Source organism: Mesorhizobium sp. BR1-1-2, from assembly GCF_020165435.1.
Taxonomy (GTDB): Bacteria; Pseudomonadota; Alphaproteobacteria; order Rhizobiales; family Rhizobiaceae; genus Mesorhizobium.
The window spans coordinates 1-15,728 of record NZ_JAIUID010000022.1; the positions used below are offsets into that span (position 1 = coordinate 1).

At 60.5% G+C, this 15,728-nt stretch carries 13 protein-coding genes; 9 read left to right on the plus strand and 4 right to left on the minus strand.

The window, feature by feature from the left end:
- The first annotated feature begins 82 nt into the window (after nucleotides 1-82).
- The 8 genes from LB551_RS27950 (at nucleotide 83) to LB551_RS27985 (ending at nucleotide 9,920) form a co-directional block, all read left to right on the plus strand.
- Nucleotides 83-697 carry a hypothetical protein gene (locus tag LB551_RS27950; RefSeq protein WP_224661214.1) on the plus strand — a complete coding sequence of 205 codons (615 nt, stop codon included), beginning with the start codon at nucleotides 83-85 and terminating at the stop codon, nucleotides 695-697.
- The gene (locus tag LB551_RS27955) at nucleotides 697-3,153 is read left to right on the plus strand and encodes a hypothetical protein (protein ID WP_224661215.1); all 2,457 of its coding nucleotides are present in this window, start codon (nucleotides 697-699) and stop codon (nucleotides 3,151-3,153) included. The genes LB551_RS27950 and LB551_RS27955 overlap by 1 nt, the downstream gene beginning before the upstream one ends.
- Before the next feature lie 294 nt (nucleotides 3,154-3,447).
- Nucleotides 3,448-4,101 carry a hypothetical protein gene (locus tag LB551_RS27960; protein ID WP_224661216.1) on the plus strand — a complete coding sequence of 218 codons (654 nt, stop codon included), beginning with the start codon at nucleotides 3,448-3,450 and terminating at the stop codon, nucleotides 4,099-4,101.
- A gap of 2 nt (nucleotides 4,102-4,103) precedes the next feature.
- Nucleotides 4,104-4,607, plus strand: coding sequence for a hypothetical protein (locus LB551_RS27965; RefSeq protein WP_224661217.1), 504 nt, complete (start codon nucleotides 4,104-4,106; stop codon nucleotides 4,605-4,607).
- Complete coding sequence (locus LB551_RS27970; protein ID WP_224661218.1) at nucleotides 4,607-7,153, plus strand: hypothetical protein; 2,547 nt, start codon at nucleotides 4,607-4,609, stop codon at nucleotides 7,151-7,153. The genes LB551_RS27965 and LB551_RS27970 overlap by 1 nt, the downstream gene beginning before the upstream one ends.
- A complete protein-coding gene (locus LB551_RS27975) occupies nucleotides 7,153-7,587 on the plus strand; it encodes a hypothetical protein (RefSeq protein WP_140553726.1) in 435 nt (144 codons plus the stop codon). Before LB551_RS27970 ends, LB551_RS27975 begins: the two co-directional genes overlap by 1 nt.
- 741 nt (nucleotides 7,588-8,328) lie before the next feature.
- Nucleotides 8,329-8,802, plus strand: coding sequence for a hypothetical protein (locus LB551_RS27980; RefSeq protein WP_224661219.1), 474 nt, complete (start codon nucleotides 8,329-8,331; stop codon nucleotides 8,800-8,802).
- A gap of 683 nt (nucleotides 8,803-9,485) precedes the next feature.
- Complete coding sequence (locus LB551_RS27985) at nucleotides 9,486-9,920, plus strand: hypothetical protein (RefSeq protein ID WP_140553726.1); 435 nt, start codon at nucleotides 9,486-9,488, stop codon at nucleotides 9,918-9,920.
- A gap of 809 nt (nucleotides 9,921-10,729) precedes the next feature.
- Here the strand turns inward: LB551_RS27985 and LB551_RS27990 are convergent.
- Nucleotides 10,730-10,918 (minus strand): hypothetical protein, encoded by a 189-nt coding sequence (locus LB551_RS27990; RefSeq protein ID WP_140553728.1) that lies wholly within the window; start codon nucleotides 10,916-10,918, stop codon nucleotides 10,730-10,732.
- Nucleotides 10,919-11,250: 332 nt separating this feature from the next.
- Here LB551_RS27990 and LB551_RS27995 point away from each other — a divergent pair, with 332 nt between their 5' ends.
- Nucleotides 11,251-13,659, plus strand: a complete 2,409-nt coding sequence (locus LB551_RS27995; RefSeq protein WP_224661220.1) for a hypothetical protein — start codon at nucleotides 11,251-11,253, stop codon at nucleotides 13,657-13,659.
- Here LB551_RS27995 and LB551_RS28000 read toward each other — a convergent pair whose 3' ends face one another.
- From LB551_RS28000 to LB551_RS28010, 3 genes are all read right to left on the minus strand, one after another.
- Complete coding sequence (locus LB551_RS28000; RefSeq protein WP_224661221.1) at nucleotides 13,660-13,836, minus strand: hypothetical protein; 177 nt, start codon at nucleotides 13,834-13,836, stop codon at nucleotides 13,660-13,662.
- Nucleotides 13,836-14,720 (minus strand): hypothetical protein, encoded by an 885-nt coding sequence (locus tag LB551_RS28005; RefSeq protein ID WP_224661222.1) that lies wholly within the window; start codon nucleotides 14,718-14,720, stop codon nucleotides 13,836-13,838. The genes LB551_RS28000 and LB551_RS28005 overlap by 1 nt, the downstream gene beginning before the upstream one ends.
- 328 nt (nucleotides 14,721-15,048) lie before the next feature.
- A complete protein-coding gene (locus LB551_RS28010; RefSeq protein ID WP_224661223.1) occupies nucleotides 15,049-15,714 on the minus strand; it encodes a class I SAM-dependent methyltransferase in 666 nt (221 codons plus the stop codon).
- Nucleotides 15,715-15,728 lie beyond the last annotated feature (14 nt).

Sequence of the window (15,728 nt, forward strand, 5' to 3'; positions counted from 1 at the left end):
CCGGCAGGACAGAGGGGGGCGCCGTAGGGCGCCAGCCGAAGCGATTTGCACTCCACAACCCATCACCACGAGGCGCTGACCCATGGCCATAACCCCGACCGACATCGCCAACATGGCGCTGGCTGTCCTCGACGAGGCGCCGATCGACAGCCTTGACCAGGACATCAAGGCCGCGCGCTTGCTCAATGTGCATTTCGACCTGACGCGCGAAGCCGAGCTGACGAAATACGCCTGGGTGTTCGCCATCCTTTCGGCATCCGTGGCCGGCAGCGATACCGGCAGCGGCGCCTGCACGCTGAACTTTGCCTATGAACTCCCCGTCGATTGCCTTCGTCCGCTGCCGCTTACCCACAATGGCGAGCCGGACGGTGTTGCGATCTCGTGGCGGCAGGAGGCAGGGCTGGTCTACAGCGACCAGGCGGGACCGCTGACCATCCGCTATGTCGCGAACCTCACCGATCCCAACGACTGGGACGCGCTGTTCACCGAAGTGCTGGTGGCGGCGCTCGCCATCAAGGTCGCGCATCCGCTGACGCACAAGGCCGGCATGATCGACATTGCACGTTCGGCCTATGACCGGGCGCTGGACGCCGCCTTCACCGCGCAGGCCATCCAGCGCGGCGGACGGCTTTCGATGTCGAGCTGGGCGCGGCAACGCGGCGATAACCGGTTTGTCGGCGTCGGGACCATGCGCTGATGGCGACGCTCTATCCGGTCCAGGACGTCTTCACCCGCGGCGAGATCTCGCCGCGCCTGCATGCGCGCGCCTCGCTCGATCTCTACCGGGCGGCGCTGTCGAAATGCGAGAACTTCGTCACCCTGCCGCATGGCGGCATCCGCAAGCGCGGCGGCACCTGTTTCGTCGGCGAAGTCAAGACATCCGGCAAGGCGACGCGGGCGATCCCGTTCATCTTCTCGGCCGACCAGGCCTATATGCTGGAGTTCGGCAATCTTTACATCCGCGTCTACGCCTATGGCGCGCGTGTCGGCACGGTCGAGGTGGCCTCGCCCTATCTTGAAGCCGACCTGTTCGATCTCGACTATGTGCAGTCCGCGGACCAGATGTGGATTTCCCACAGGGACTATCCGCTCAAGGTACTGACGCGCACCGCCCATACGGCATGGGCGCTCGACGATTACGCGATCGACGACGGGCCCTATGACGACATCAACGATACGCCGACCACGCTGACGCCGGCCGATTACGGCGCGCTGACGCCAAAGATGACGTCGAACACCGCGCCTTCCGGCACGGTCTCAGGCATGGGCGGGGCAGGAGACGCCTACCAACTTTTCGACAAGGCGACGGAGACGGACAGCGGCATCGCCGGCGCCACCAACGGCTCGGTCACCTACCAGCTTGCCGGTGGCGCCCAGGCCATCGTCGAGAACTATTACCTGACCGCACGCACAGGCGGGACGGTCGATCGCACGCCGACGATCTGGGTGCTCGAAGGATCGAATGACGGCGCGACATGGGTGACGCTCGACAGCCGCACCGGCGAGACCGGGTGGTCAGGCGGCGAAACCCGCTACTACGAATTCCTCAACAAGCTGGCGTTCGAATATCACCGCTTTACATGGAAGGCGATCAACGGAGCCTCGGACAGCGCGTTTTCCGAACTGAACCTCAACCGGGCGGCGGCGAGCCAGACGCCGTTCGACCTCACGGCGTCATCGACCGCCGGCATCAATGGCGGCGCCGGTTTCCAGGCTTCGGACGTCGGCCGGGCCATTCGCCTGCTTGCATCCGACGGCCGTTGGCGCTGGGCCAAGATCACCAGCCGCACCAGCGCCACGGCGGTGAAAATCCAACTGCATGGATTTGCCCTGCCGGACCTCAGCCCGATATCGCGCTGGCGCCTGGGCACGCTCGTGCCCGGGAAATATGTCGAAAGCGGATCGCTCTACGAGGAGCGCCTGGCCTTCAGCCGCAAGTTTTCGGTCTACGCCTCGGCAACGGGGGATTTCAACAATTTCGCATTGGGCGAGAAGGATGACGACGCGCTGGAATTCCTCCAGGCCGGCGGCGGCCAGGCGAACGACATCACGTGGATCGCGGAATCGGACGGTGCCCTGCTGATCGGGACGCTCGGCGGCATCCGCGCGCTCTCCGGCTCCGGCATCGACGAGGCATTGACGCCGTCCTCGTTCAAGAACCGGCGCTCGCGCACATCGGGCTGCGCCCGCATCCGCCCGGTCGATGCCGGCCAGTCGTTCCTCTATGTCACACGCTCGCGCCGCTCGATTGCCGAGCTGACGCAGGCTTCCACCGGCCGCTTCACCTCCGACGATATCGGCCAGATATCCGAACATATCCCGAAGAAAGGCGTGGTCGAACTGGCGTTCCAGACCGACCCCGACCCGATGCTGTGGTTTCCACTCGATAATGGCGAGCTCGGCGGCTACACCCACCAGCCCTCGCAGGAGGTGCGCGGCATGCACCGCCACCGCTTCGGCGGGGCCTTCAGCGGTTCCGGCTGGGCGGCCGTCGAAAGCGCCGTCGTGACGCCCGGCCAGGACGGCGTCGACGATATCTGGCTGATCGTCAGGCGGACCATCGGCGGCGTGACCAGGCGCTATATCGAGATCATGACGGCGCCGTTCGAGTATGGGGCGCTGGAGGACGCCTTCCAGGTCGATTGCGGCCTGACCTATTCGGGCGCCGCCGTGAACACCGTGTCCGGGCTCGGCCATCTCGACGGCGAAAAGGTCGACGTGCTGGCTGGCGGCAAGGTCTATCGCGGGCTGCCGGTCGCCTCCGGCCAGGTGACGCTGCCCGGCGGCGCCATCGCGGCCAAATGGCAGGTCGGGCTTGCCTTCCAGTCGCAGGCCGACACGCTGGAGCTCGACGTCGCCGGCCGGGACGGCTCGATCCTCGGCCGGCGCAAGAAGGTGGCGGGGGTGATCCTGTCCCTGCTCGAGACCGACACGACGGGGCTTCAGGTACAGTCGCTGATCCGCGGCCGCTGGGAAAGCGTGCGCATGCCCTCCATCGTCGCGTCCGACGGCAAGGCGAGCCTGTTCACCGGCAATGTCGAGGTGCCCATCGACGATAGCTGGGAAGGGCAGGGCCGGGTGCGGATCCGCCACGTCAACCCGACGCCCTGCACGATACGGGCGTTCACGCCCGTGTTCGACGCCGAGCCTTAGGGGGAGGCGCTGAAGCTGCCATCTCCCCCCTCGTGGGGGAGATGGCCGGCAGGCCAGAGGGGGGCGCTGTCCCGCCGGCCTGTCTGCAATTCAGCCCACTCCTATCAGGCGCTCGTCGCTCGTGACTTGATCAAAGCCGCGATCCTTCGCGCCCCCTCTGCCCTGCCGGGCGTTCGTTGCTCGGAAAGCCAGGCAATTGGCTTTCCGTCCGCTGCGCGGACCGCTCCTCAACCCCCACAAGGGGAGAGATCGGCGCTCCACCGCCTCCACCCCTACCACAAGGAACCCCACCCCGTGACCACATCCCCCCATGCCGAAAAGCTCGGCAGGGCGCGGACGGCTGCCGAATACGCTGCCGTCATCGCCTTGCTCGATACCGACCTCAACGATGCGATCGCCCGCCGGCGCGGCTGCGAACAGGCCGAGGACCGCGCCGTTTTCGGCGACGGCGATCTCTCCGCCGCGCGCATTGCGCTGGACGACTGCAACGACGTCGTCGCCCTGCTGGAGAAGATCATCGCGGCAGCGGACAAATGCCGTGCCGCGGCCGCCGCGGCAGAGGCGCGCGCCGCCGTCGAGGCGCTGGGCGAGCAGGCGAAAGCCAGGGCGGAGGTGCTGACTGAGCGCTGGCGCGCCGTGCGCCGCCTGGTCGAGCTGTTGCGCCAGGAACTGTTCGAGGCCGATGCGCTCGCCCGCGCGCTCGCCACCGCCAACGGCCTGTTCGACGCCGCCGGCATGCCTGACCTGACGGTGAACCTGGCCCTTGCCCGCCGCGCCGCCATGACCGGGCCGCGTGCGGCGGCGCCGGCGCGCCTCAGCCGCCCGGCGCTCCAGGCCGACAGGCTGCTTCTGTCGTTCACCAACCCCGGCGGCGCGCTTGACCCGCGACCGGCGCTCGGCGCGCGGACGGCCAGAAAAACCCCCATTGCCGCATCCGAGCGAGGCTGACCATGTGCACATTAGCCCTTCTCGGCACGGCCATCTCAGTGGGTGGCGCATTGTTCGAAGGCCGGCAGCAGAACCAGGCGGCCGGTTACCAGGCCAAGGCCTACGGGCAGCAGGCGCAGGCCGATGCGCAAAGTGCCGCCTTCGAACAGAGCCAGGAGCGCCACAGGCAGGATCTCCTGCTGTCGCAGGCGCGAGCCCAGGCGGGCGCCTCCGGCGTCGGCATACAGGGCTCGCCCGCCGAGGTGCTGGCGGCCAATGCCAGGCAAGGCCAGCTCGACCTCAAGGCGATCCAGTACGGCTCGGCGCTGCGCCGGAACAGTCTCGACAGCCAGGCCGCGCTCGCGCGCTTCTCCGGCAGGCAGGCGGCGACGGCGTCGGTCTTCAAGGCCGGCGGCAGCCTCGTGTCGGGTCTCTCGCGCCTCTACGACCCGACCAAAGCCGTGACCTTCGGCAAGGGCGCCTTCCCGCCGGCGCCGGGCGGCGCCTTCACGGGAGGGCTCTACTGATGGCGACGATTCCCCTCCAGATTGCGCAGCGCCGGCTCGACACCGGCAACGGCGTCTCCTATCCCGAGGGGTCGCCGGCCGGCAGGGCGATGCAGGATCTTGGCGACGAGCTTTCGGCCGTCGCCGAGCGCTACCGGCAGATGAAGGAACAGCAGGAGGCGTTCGATGCCGAGCTTGCGCGCCGCCGGTTCGCCGACCGCATCGCCCAGGCGGAAGACGAGGTGGCGGCGAATGCGCCGGCCGACGGCAGCGGCCTGCATGACGCGATGTATGGCGAGGTCGACCCGCGCAGCGGGCAGGTGGTCAAGCCCGGCCTGTTCGACAGGCTGTTCGACGAGGCTCTGCCTGAAATACCCGAGAGCCGGCGCGCCGATTTCGCCAGGCAGAAGGAGCCGATGCGCGCGGCCGGCTCGCCGCGCATGGCGGTAAGGCAACACCAGCGGCGCCAGGGCTATGAGCAGGCCCAGGTGGACACGGTGCTGCACACCAACGCCATTGCGATCGCGCAGGGCGACCCCGACGACGCCGTGACCTTCGAGGCCGCCCGCCAGGATGGGCTCGACCTCATCGACAAGATGAGCCTCGACCCGCAGATCAGGCAGCAGGTGGCGAAGGACTGGTTCAGCACCACGGCCAGGATGCGCTTCGAGGCGCTGATCGCCAAGGACCCGAAGCGAGCGCTTGAGATGTTCGGTGTGGGGGCGCCGGGAGAGTCTTCCAGCAGCGATGCCTCCGACGGTCAACCGGTCAGCTGGATCCGAGTTTCGGGCAACTCAGATGCGGCGGCAACGAAAGGCGATCGTGTTGGAAAGCCGACGCCGGATGAAATTGTGGCGCAAGCGTTTGGGGAAGACATTACCCAAGAAGATCGGCCAGCGCTGCTCCAACAGGCGCAGGCCGCCCACGCTTCTCGGCAAGTTGAAACGCGCACCCGGATTGGCCTCGCCGAGCAAGTCGCACCTAAGGCGATCAGAGAGACCGGCAGCTATTCAGGACCGACTTTTACGCCTGAGAATTTCGCCGCGCTCTATGGCACGACGGAAGGGACAAAGCGATTTCAGGCCTTCAATCAAGCGCTTGATGTCAGCCGCCAGTTCTACGGCATGCGCACGATGTCTAACGACGCCGTGCGGGCCATGGTCAAAGAGTCGGCGCCCAAGGCCGATAGTGCGACACCGGAAGAGGACCGGGTGCGTCATGACGCAATAGCCGCCGCGGCTGACCTGACATTGCAAGCGAGGCAGGACGATCCGGGCGGTTATGTACGCAAGACGTTCGCGAGCCTCGACGCTACCTGGAACAATCTTTCGAAGCCGGAAGACTATCAAGCTGCCATCATCGGCTCGATCGCCGCCCAGCAGCAGTTAGGTCTCAAATCCGTTCAGCCTCTGCCGAATTCCGTCGCTGAAGACGTCAATAACAAGCTCAGTGATGGGAGTCGGCTGCAGCAGGCCAAGGAAGCGGATCTGAGCAACATGCTCCAGGCAACACCTCCGGCGCTACGCCCAGCGATGCTTGATCATTTGCTGCAGACGAGGGTCGCTAAATCAAACGAAGGCATAGTCGACGACGGGTCCCTAGCATCGATGGTGGATCCGGAGAAATTGGCCAAGTCAGCTGAGGCTGTGCGGCGAGCGTTATCCGGAGAAGGGCGAAAGCCGGAATGGCTGACCAATTATATTCCGACCAACCAGGAATGGTTGGGAGGATTGATCGCCGGCGATAGTGAACGCGGAAGTCTACGGCGGCTTCTTGCTCAAAAGCTTGTGGGCTCTGACGGGCTCGGCGAAACCGGCATCTCCTTGGCTGATGCCACGCCGTTCGCGGTGTCGTTTGCGCTTGAAAAAACCGCGAACGCGGCACTGGACGGCAACTACGGCGAAGCATTGCTCAACGTGGCGGGAGCAATTCCCGTCGAAAGACTGGCCAGGCCGGCCTTGGAACAGGCCGGAAAGATTGCCAAACCTTGGATCGAGAGCTTTTCCTTATTTTCGAAGCGGTCGGCTGAACTTGCTAAAAGCAGCGAGGTACTTGTTCGTGGCGTCGATGCTGAAACCCTTCGATTCCAGCAGAAGCTCGCACGCTCAGTCTTCCCACGGCGTGCAAGGAAGAGGACGCGTCCGGGTGAAATATCTGAAAATGCTTTTAGTACCGCGTTACTGGCTTCGTTGCTCGCTAGGGATCCCTCTGCTATTAAATATGCTGGAGCAAAGGTTGGATGGACAAAATCAAAGAACTACCGAAAAACCTTCTTTGATGCCAATCCTACGCTCAATAGCAGCGACTATGTGGTTCATCACAGCGTCGAGAAGCGAGTGCTCAAAAAATATCCGGGGCTTTTTACGGAGGAAGAGCTGCATTCGCTTGAAAACCTTCGCGGAATAAGAGCGGATTTCGATATAAATTTGCATCTAAAAGTCATTCGATCAGAATGGGACGAATTTTATAGGACGCACGCAACCGCTACGCGGCAGCAAGTTCTTGACTACGCAACGCACTTAGACAAAAAATATGGGCATTTGTTTGATCCCCCGGTAGGTGATTGATGAGATACTATGAAGTAAAGCCTCTAGTAGCCGGTGAGCTAGGCGATGACACTGTCGAGGATGCCAGCGTTCATCCGCCCATTGTGAGCAAGCTCCACTATCATTTCGCGGGCTGGCTGGGAGATGCACTCGTGACCTCGTTTCCCTGTTTTCTTGTGACCGAAGAAGCCAAACGTGGGTTGCTCGCTATCGGCATCTCTGGCGCCACATTCGCCGACGCGCAGGTGACCATATCCGAGGATTTTCACCTGGTGCAGCCCGACGTCGTGCTCCCTCCGTTTGTCTGGCTCAAGGTGGACGGCAAGGCAGGTCACGACGACTTTGGGATTAATCAGAACCTGTACCTCGTTATATCGGAGCGGGCCCTCGATGTGCTTGATGAACTGGGGCTTCCTTCCGCATCCATCGAACCGTTCCACGTCGGCAACAAATAGTGTGGCACCCACGTCGTAGCAGACGTTAAAACGCCGGGTCAGGGTGGAGTTCAGAAGCGGCGTTATTACCCGGCTAGAAGTCCGAAGCCGCTCACTTGAAAGCGGTCGCTTTCGTCAACTTCTTTCGCCATGTTGATCGTGGAGAATAACGCCAAAGCTCATCTGGGCAGCGTCACATGCTAGTTTTCGGTCAATGTCAGCACCGGACTGGACGAGAAGATCTTCCCGTTGCCTCGCCACCGGTCGCGACTAGATGGCAATATGAACGGATGGAAATTCGAAGATCCAAGAAATTTAGCTGTCATTTCGACCCGAAAATATTTCGTGGCTGCGGCTGGATTGGATACGCTTCACATGATGCCGACAATGAGTCGTGGCAATTCTACGGACATGAGGCTGAAGTTGATGAAACTGACCTAATGCTGGTAGGCTTGGGCGAGGTGGTAGAGCTTGATCACACTATTGCGCAGTTAGCGGATTTACTGTTGGGCTGGCATGCTTGGCGCGATACAAAAACCTCGCCATGGCAGCGGGGGAAAGTCTCTTAGATGCATCCAGAGCTGAAGCGGAAATGGATGTTTCCCATGAAAAAGCTCTGGCCGATGGTGGAGCGGATCATGTATCAAATGTTCAGCCGCGTATCAGGGAAGACCACATAAGGCTCCATCAGGAGGCTGGTGATTTTCGGCGTTGGGCCAAGAGACGATGGCGGAAGAATAAATGAAGTAATGGAGAGGGTGTGTGAACGCAATTACCCCAGATCTCAGTACAGTAAGCCGTTTGCCGCTTCCTGAGCGTGATCAAGACGCCGATGATAATCTTGATGCAGCTCTTCAAGAGGCCCGTGAATATATAAAGTTTTATGATTGGGGAAAGAATATAAAAACAGAGTATCTTGGATATGGCGCCGAGGGAATAATATACATTTTTCTCTTCGAGATTTCACCGGGGAGACCAGATGTGCCCCAATGGATGTGGGTAATCGTGGGTGATGTGCCGCCAGCTTATATGCCCGGCGACGATGTCGAGACTCCGTACGAGGCGCTGGATGGATATATCGGCGCAATGGACGAGTGGGTTGAGGCCGCGCGTCAGGGGAAGTCAGTGGCGAAGCTGATCCCTGTGAATGTCCCGGCGAACCCCGCCAATGCCGAGATGTTGGGCGGACGTCTTAAATTCCTCGATGAAAAGATTCTGCCGCTGCTTGAAAAGTGATGTGTAGGCACTTGTATCGGCAATGAGGCGTTTTTGACCCGGATTGCCGAACAACGGCAAAGCGGTTGGATTCTGGGGGGAGAGGCAGGCGAAGAAGGAAATCAGTGCACTGTCACCGCCGCTTTTCCTGGGTGGAGAAGATGACATCTCAAATCAGGAGCTGTCGGACCTCGAGGTTTATTGGCATATTATGGGCCACGTCATAGCGAAGGTGAAGGGATTGCCTCCGGGACCCCCAATAAACCTCAAGTCGTAAATTGGAATGGCAGCCTCTAAATTGTTGCATTGGCTCTAATCCATATGCGCGGCGCTGGTCGCGGTGCCCAATCCTGACGATCGAACCAATTGACTAGACCGGGGAGAGACCAACCGCGGAAGAGCGCATTCTGCCCGAGCTCGGAGAGACGGCTACATTTTTCTGATGAAGCCACCTGAGCGGGAGGCCGGAGGCACCGGCTTCGAGAGGAAAGGGATTCCGATCGTTTCGATCCTATGCGGTGACAGGTGTTGGCTCTCGAGCTCGGCAGCGACAAGGTGGAGATGACCGAGGCGGATCTCTCCAAAGACCTGAAAAGGGGAATGCGGTGGTCGCAAGAATATGGCGTAGCCTTGTTGCGTTTGGCCAGATGATGGCTGGGGCGGAAGAACTTCGGCCCGTTGCCGTGACGGCAGAGAATTCGGTAATGAGATACTATGAAGTAAAGCCTCTAGTAGCCGGTGAGCTAGGCGATGACACTGTCGAGGATGCCAGCGTTCATCCGCCCATTGTGAGCAAGCTCCACTATCATTTCGCGGGCTGGCTGGGAGATGCACTCGTGACCTCGTTTCCCTGTTTTCTTGTGACCGAAGAAGCCAAACGTGGGTTGCTCGCTATCGGCATCTCTGGCGCCACATTCGCCGACGCGCAGGTGACCATATCCGAGGATTTTCACCTGGTGCAGCCCGACGTCGTGCTCCCTCCGTTTGTCTGGCTCAAGGTGGACGGCAAGGCAGGTCACGACGACTTTGGGATTAATCAGAACCTGTACCTCGTTATATCGGAGCGGGCCCTCGATGTGCTTGATGAACTGGGGCTTCCTTCCGCATCCATCGAACCGTTCCACGTCGGCAACAAATAGTGTGGCACCCGCGTCGTGGCCGACGGCGTCAAAGCGCCTCGGATCAGCGTGGAGTTCAGGAGAGCGTTATTGCCCGACTAGAGTCCAGAGCCGCTTACTTGTCGCTCCATCGCGCGGCTACTCGGCCGCCAACGCGATGGCCGGCCGGCGGACGGGAGGCAACGCCAAGATCCGCGGTATGAGCGAATCCGGCCTGCTATAGCGCGTTCCGGTTCCTCGCCTGGCTGCCGCAGTGCCAGCACGGGCCGCCCGGCCTTCCGACGCGTGTAGTAGGCCCGCTCACCGAACTCTGGCACGCCGTCGTCCAACTTCTTGGTTTGGGTGAATTGCTGGCCAGTCGGCGCCGATGGCTGAAGAAGACAATTTTAAGCAAATGTTTCCGGATTGGTCTATTCTGTTACCTGGGGGCAGTTCAGGTGCAATACAGCGGAAACACCCACGGAACACCTTGGCGTTAGGGCTGCCAGTGCACTTCGATGGCGCATTTGGCAGCTCTGCGATGGGTAATATTAGCTAGGCGTAACTTTGGCATGTTCGTTGCACCTTACCCCTCGAGGGGACCACAGGGGTTGGAACCGATGTATCGAAATGACGCAGATCTGTTCGCGCGGGCGAGCGCGCGGGGCATTACGATCTATCAACGCTCAAAGACGGTGTGGATCGCGGCGGGAAGCTACCGGGACCGCGAATATGCGGTGAAGGGGCGGACACCCGCCCTTGCGCTCGCATTGTGGAAGGAGGCCACCAGATACAGCGGGTCGGGACTTTAGAGCCTGTCCTTGCCGTCTGGATGAGGCCTCAAAGGCGATCTAGACGCCCGCTACGCGACAGAACATCTGCAACGCCGTCAGGGTGCGGGCTTCGGTCGGCTCTTCGCCTCCTGCCTGTAAATCCGCCGGCGCCGCCACCGCTCCAACGGATTTGTACCGGGAAGCGAACGGCCTTTCTTCTGCCGTGCGGTTGTCGTTTGCAGCCACGACAATCGCGGATTTTTTCATCGGAAATCACACCTTGTGGAATCGCTGCGACATTGACGCTCCCATAGCGCAAGGCACCGCAGTGCGCGGGTGTTAACACGGCAGCCAGTCCAGGTGCAAGCCGGCATTGCTGCTTGCCAGGAAGTGCGTGCCCAAAGACAGAAAACCGACCGCTGAATTGTCTCTCGCCTGGCCGAGCGGCCGTGACCAAATTTCTCAAAGAAGAACCTGAATGACCGTGGCGCCGTGGCCGCACGGGCCAGCGCTTATCCCTTCCGAACCCCTCGCCACGCCGCCAACCAACCCGAATTCCAAGCCTTGCTTTCGCGAGGCTTTTTTATGGAGCAAGCCTCATGGCCCGACCCGCAACTGCCGCCGTTCGCCTTTTGACGGGCGAGCGCGAACCCGTGCGCCTGGCGACGACGGCAAACCTGGAGACGGTCATCGTCGACGGCGTTGCCTGGATCCTGGGCCTGAAGACGATCGATGGGATTTCGACCGCCGTCGGCGACCGGGTACTGGTCAAGAACCAGTCGGACGCCCGGCTGAACGGCATCTATACGGCGAGCGAGGGCTACTGGTACCGCGCGGCGGACGCCCGCACCACGCGCACGATGCAGAAGGGAACGACCGTTCACGTGCAGGAGGGGGTCGTTTCGGGTGGCCTGGTCTACGCTTTCCAGACCCTCAACCCGGTGATCGGCACGAGCAACATCGTGATCTCCTACTATCTGTCGGATGATCCGCTCGCAGATATCGGTGGAGCGCTGGCGGCAGTCATCCACATCGCGGAACTCGCGCGCGACCTGGCCCAGCAATATGCCGCCGACGCCGCGCAGGTTTCGGGCGTCAACGTGCCGATCTACGCTTCCGTGGCCACGGCATCGGGCTCGACGATCGCTGCCGGCGTCAAGAGCATCAGGACCCAGTTCTACGCCCCGGTCTTCACGACCCCGGCAACCCTGGTGGGCGGCGCCAACTATGCCCGCATGTCGCGCGCGGCGATCAACGCCGGCGGCTACCCGGCGCTGGCCTATTTCCGCTCCGCCGACCGCTTCATGCCGGACGGGACAACCGATGCGGTCAATGGCGGCTTTTGGGTGTTGAATGAAAGCGTCGTTGACTTACGTCAACTCGGCAGTGGGCTCGGCAACGCAGCGGCCGACACGGCGGCGCTGATTGCGGCAGTCCAGATCGTCGACGGCAAGGATCGCGGCACAATCCGCCTGCCACCAACGAATATCACGATCAACCAAACGATCGATATCGCTCTCGGGCTATTCGATGTCGAAGGCTTCGGCCGCGACGTTTCGACCATCACGAGCGCAGTGATCAATGGCGCGCCACTGTTTCGTCTGGTCGGCCACACATTGCGGCTCGGATTTCGCGATTTTAAGGCGCTTGGCAATCAATTGACCGGGGCCGCCGGCAACGGCCATGCCTTCGCGCTATGGGATACGGATGGTTTTCAAAGCGGCTCCGCGCTGCCACAGGGAGTCATTATGGAGCGCGTCTGTATCGACGGCTTCCGTGGTACCGGCCCGGAGGGCGGATCCTTCGACAATGCGGGCACGATGCCTGCGTGTGGCGTCAACAACAAGGGCGGCCTCGGATGTACGTACCGAGATATTGAAATCCTGCGGTGTGGTGGCGGCATCTACATGGGTTATACGCAGAATTGCCTCATCGAAAACCCGCTCTTCTCACAGATTGACCGGTTCGGTATCCTCGATTACCGCTCCGCCTCTCTGCGCATTAAGAACGGCGACGTGCAGGATTGCTGTGGGGATGGAACGTCCCTCACTGTGCCGGCAGCAATTCCTTGCGCCAACATTTTATCCTACTTCGGCAATGGCACACAAATTGAGGGTGTGAAGACGAAGGGCGCTGGAGGCAATTGCCAAATCTGGATTGGTGACGGTGTGGGTGTGCAGGTCAACCGGAACTGGCTACAGGTCTACATGCTCAATGATGTGCCTCACAACGGTATCATCATTAACCGGACGACCGGATTTTCCTGTGAGGGAAACATGTTCGACCTGTCTCAGTCCACCTATAGGGCCACCCAGAAGAACCAAGGAATACAGATCACCAACGATCAGGCTAACGACCCCGTTAGTGGGGCAGTAAGGGGAAACCAGTTCCGGTTCTCTCCGGGCCAAGACATCTCGTCCTTTATCCGCATAGCGGGTAATGCCGGCAACCGGCTGTTCGCGGGCCTGATTGTGGAGGGCAATGTCCTCGGTGGCTTCCTCGCGCCCAGCATCGGCTGTACAGTGGATGACGGTATCCTTGTCCAGAATGCCAAGCTGGTGGGCTGCCGTATCGCCAATAACGTGTTCGATGCCACCACAGGGGTGACGTTCACCAACGGTCTGCGTTTCGCTAGCGTTACGGACGGCGGGAAAAACTGGCTGGGCGGCAACCACATGAACGTCAGCGGTGGCGCGATCATCACGTCCTTCAACGGCATCGCGGAAAGCGAGTTGCGTACCGTGGGGCAGGTTTTCGTAAACCCAACCCCGGGCATCCCAACGGGGACAACCCTGACTGTGCAGGTTGCCGTACCGGGTGCCGTTCGTGGTGACCTAGTAACGGGCGTTGGATTTAGCGCCGACCTGCTGGGTTGCACGATTAAGTACGCCGGGGTCGTCACCGCTGATCTTGTCGACATAATCATTGCAAACGACACAGGGGTAACGAAGGACCCAGGCAGCGGCGTGATGACTGTTGTAGTCCGCAAATGGCAGTTCGGAGGCTAATCAACGGATCAACCAATCACCAAAGAACATAGCCAGGAGGTTGCCGGCGACCATCAACCAGAAGAAGGCTTGGAAAAACGCGTTCCGCCAGATTAAGCCGAATACCTCGATACATGCAATCCGCCAACGATCTCCTTCGGCAAGATACTGGTGGGCCATCCATCGCAAGGTTTTCATTAGAGAATACCTTTGGCCCAATAGCCGAAGAAAACAACTTGTGACGTCAGAGCCGCAATTAGTGTAAGGCGGCGCCAGTGAAGATCAGGAATGCTGGAGATTGCAACGGCAAGCGCTGGAATCGCAAGAGCGACGAACCGGATGCCATTCTGATTGTAGAGGTACATCCCCAGGCAAAGTGATGAAGCGAGAACTACAACAAACGCGGCAAACTTCCTGCTGAACAGATGATTAAAGAAGAGGAAAGGGACAGCATACGCGGTTACCATCATCGTCAGCAGGAATCCGCTCGTAGTAATTTCTATCGTCGCTCGCCTGTCACCAATCGAGCCCAGAAGATAGCTTTTGAGGATGGTCACGGCAACAACTGCAGCCGCTATATAGCATGTGGAAATTAGCACATGGCGGCGCCCGCAAATATCGGAGCCCGTGATAATTTGGCCCACTGCGAACGCGCCGGCAAAGACCAGGACCGCAGAATGAATGAAGGGTGCAATCCCCGCCAATGCATATTTGACCAGGCGCCATGGCAATAGGAGGGCCAGATAGATTGCGGCCATGGCGACAGCCGATCGTACTTGAGAGAATACGAGATCGATTAACTGAGGGTGGATTAGCAAAAGGACGTAGGTTGGGGACGAGGCTTTGACTGCCACGTAGACGCTGATGACTACCAAGGAAACTAAGGTCAGGGTAGAAAAGATGCTGGCTAGTTCGAAGCTCTCTTTGAGAGCGTAGATACCCTTCCGCCAAAGGTATTCTTGGGCATACCAATCGATCAGTGAAGCGGCATCAGGAGAAACATAGTATGCTCCTTTGTCGAAATTCTGGATGTAGTTCTGCAGATCGGGAAATGGCGTTCCTCTGATCGCCATCCAGTTCACGATCCATATGCACAGGGCAACCGCTACGCCGATCGTAGGCTTTGTCAGTCTTTGTAGCTTCCCCATAGTCTGACGAGTCTGGGGGGCATACGATTGGTTCACCCACATTTCAGGCCCGACGCGCCAGCATAGTCTTTCTCTCAAAATGTTCGTCTTGAGTTGCAATTTTCTAACCATGCGCGGTCGGGCACGCAAGGCGATCTTGGGTTTGACACACATGGACAACTATCGCCGGTGGACAAAGCGTTAGCTTTCCCAACCTAAACTAAGCCGAGCCGGCGACTGAAACCCACGGCCGCGCGGTCAGGTTGAATCGCTGGGTGGTGCGCTAGTTCGGTTTCTTGCGCAGGATCAGCAGCGCTTCGTCGCCGTCGGGAATTATCACGCGCGTCTCGGCGGAGCGGGCGATCTTCAGGATGTCGATCCGCTGGCCGGCCGCATCCAGCGCAAGCTGCTTCAAAAGCCGCAGATTGGGAATGGCGACCGTGTGCTTGCCCCGCGCATTGCGCTCGATCGGCAGGGTGATGAAGATGATGCCGCCCGGTTCACAGACCCGCGCCAGCTCCCGCATGGCTTTCTTTGGATCCATCGTGTGTTCCAGTGTGTGCCGGCAGAAAACCAGGCCGAAAGAGCCGTCGGCGAACGGTAGTTCATGCAAGTCGCCCTGAACGACATTGCGTCCGTTGGCCTTGGCGTGCGCCACCAGCGGTTCGATCAGTTCCACGCCGGTGACGTTGTCCAGTCCGAGCTGGTTGAAGAGGCTGACGGTCCAGCCGTCGCGCGCCCCGGCATCCAGGATCGACGACGGCGGGCGGCGCCCTTCGAGGAACCGGATCAGGTACTGGACCGTCGAGATGATCTTTACGCGAGGCAGCACATATTCCAGCTTGTCGCCCCTGTACTGCACCTTCAGGTAGTCATCGGCCGCCATGGGACGGGTGTCGATGTTCCGGCGCGTGCCGAGATAAAGCCTGCGGGCGATATTTCTGAGCAAGGTCTCGCCTCCGA

Excerpts from the sequence above, each read along its gene's own strand:
- LB551_RS27950 (WP_224661214.1), top strand. The coding sequence starts at position 83 with ATGGCCATAACCCCGACCGACATCGCCAACATGGCGCTGGCTGTCCTC.
- LB551_RS27955 (WP_224661215.1), top strand. The coding sequence starts at position 697 with ATGGCGACGCTCTATCCGGTCCAGGACGTCTTCACCCGCGGCGAGATC.
- LB551_RS27965 (WP_224661217.1), top strand. The coding sequence starts at position 4,104 with ATGTGCACATTAGCCCTTCTCGGCACGGCCATCTCAGTGGGTGGCGCA.
- LB551_RS27970 (WP_224661218.1), top strand. The coding sequence starts at position 4,607 with ATGGCGACGATTCCCCTCCAGATTGCGCAGCGCCGGCTCGACACCGGC.
- LB551_RS27975 (WP_140553726.1), top strand. The coding sequence starts at position 7,153 with ATGAGATACTATGAAGTAAAGCCTCTAGTAGCCGGTGAGCTAGGCGAT.
- LB551_RS27985 (WP_140553726.1), top strand. The coding sequence starts at position 9,486 with ATGAGATACTATGAAGTAAAGCCTCTAGTAGCCGGTGAGCTAGGCGAT.
- LB551_RS27990 (WP_140553728.1), bottom strand. The coding sequence starts at position 10,918 with ATGAAAAAATCCGCGATTGTCGTGGCTGCAAACGACAACCGCACGGCA.
- LB551_RS27995 (WP_224661220.1), top strand. The coding sequence starts at position 11,251 with ATGGCCCGACCCGCAACTGCCGCCGTTCGCCTTTTGACGGGCGAGCGC.
- LB551_RS28000 (WP_224661221.1), bottom strand. The coding sequence starts at position 13,836 with ATGAAAACCTTGCGATGGATGGCCCACCAGTATCTTGCCGAAGGAGAT.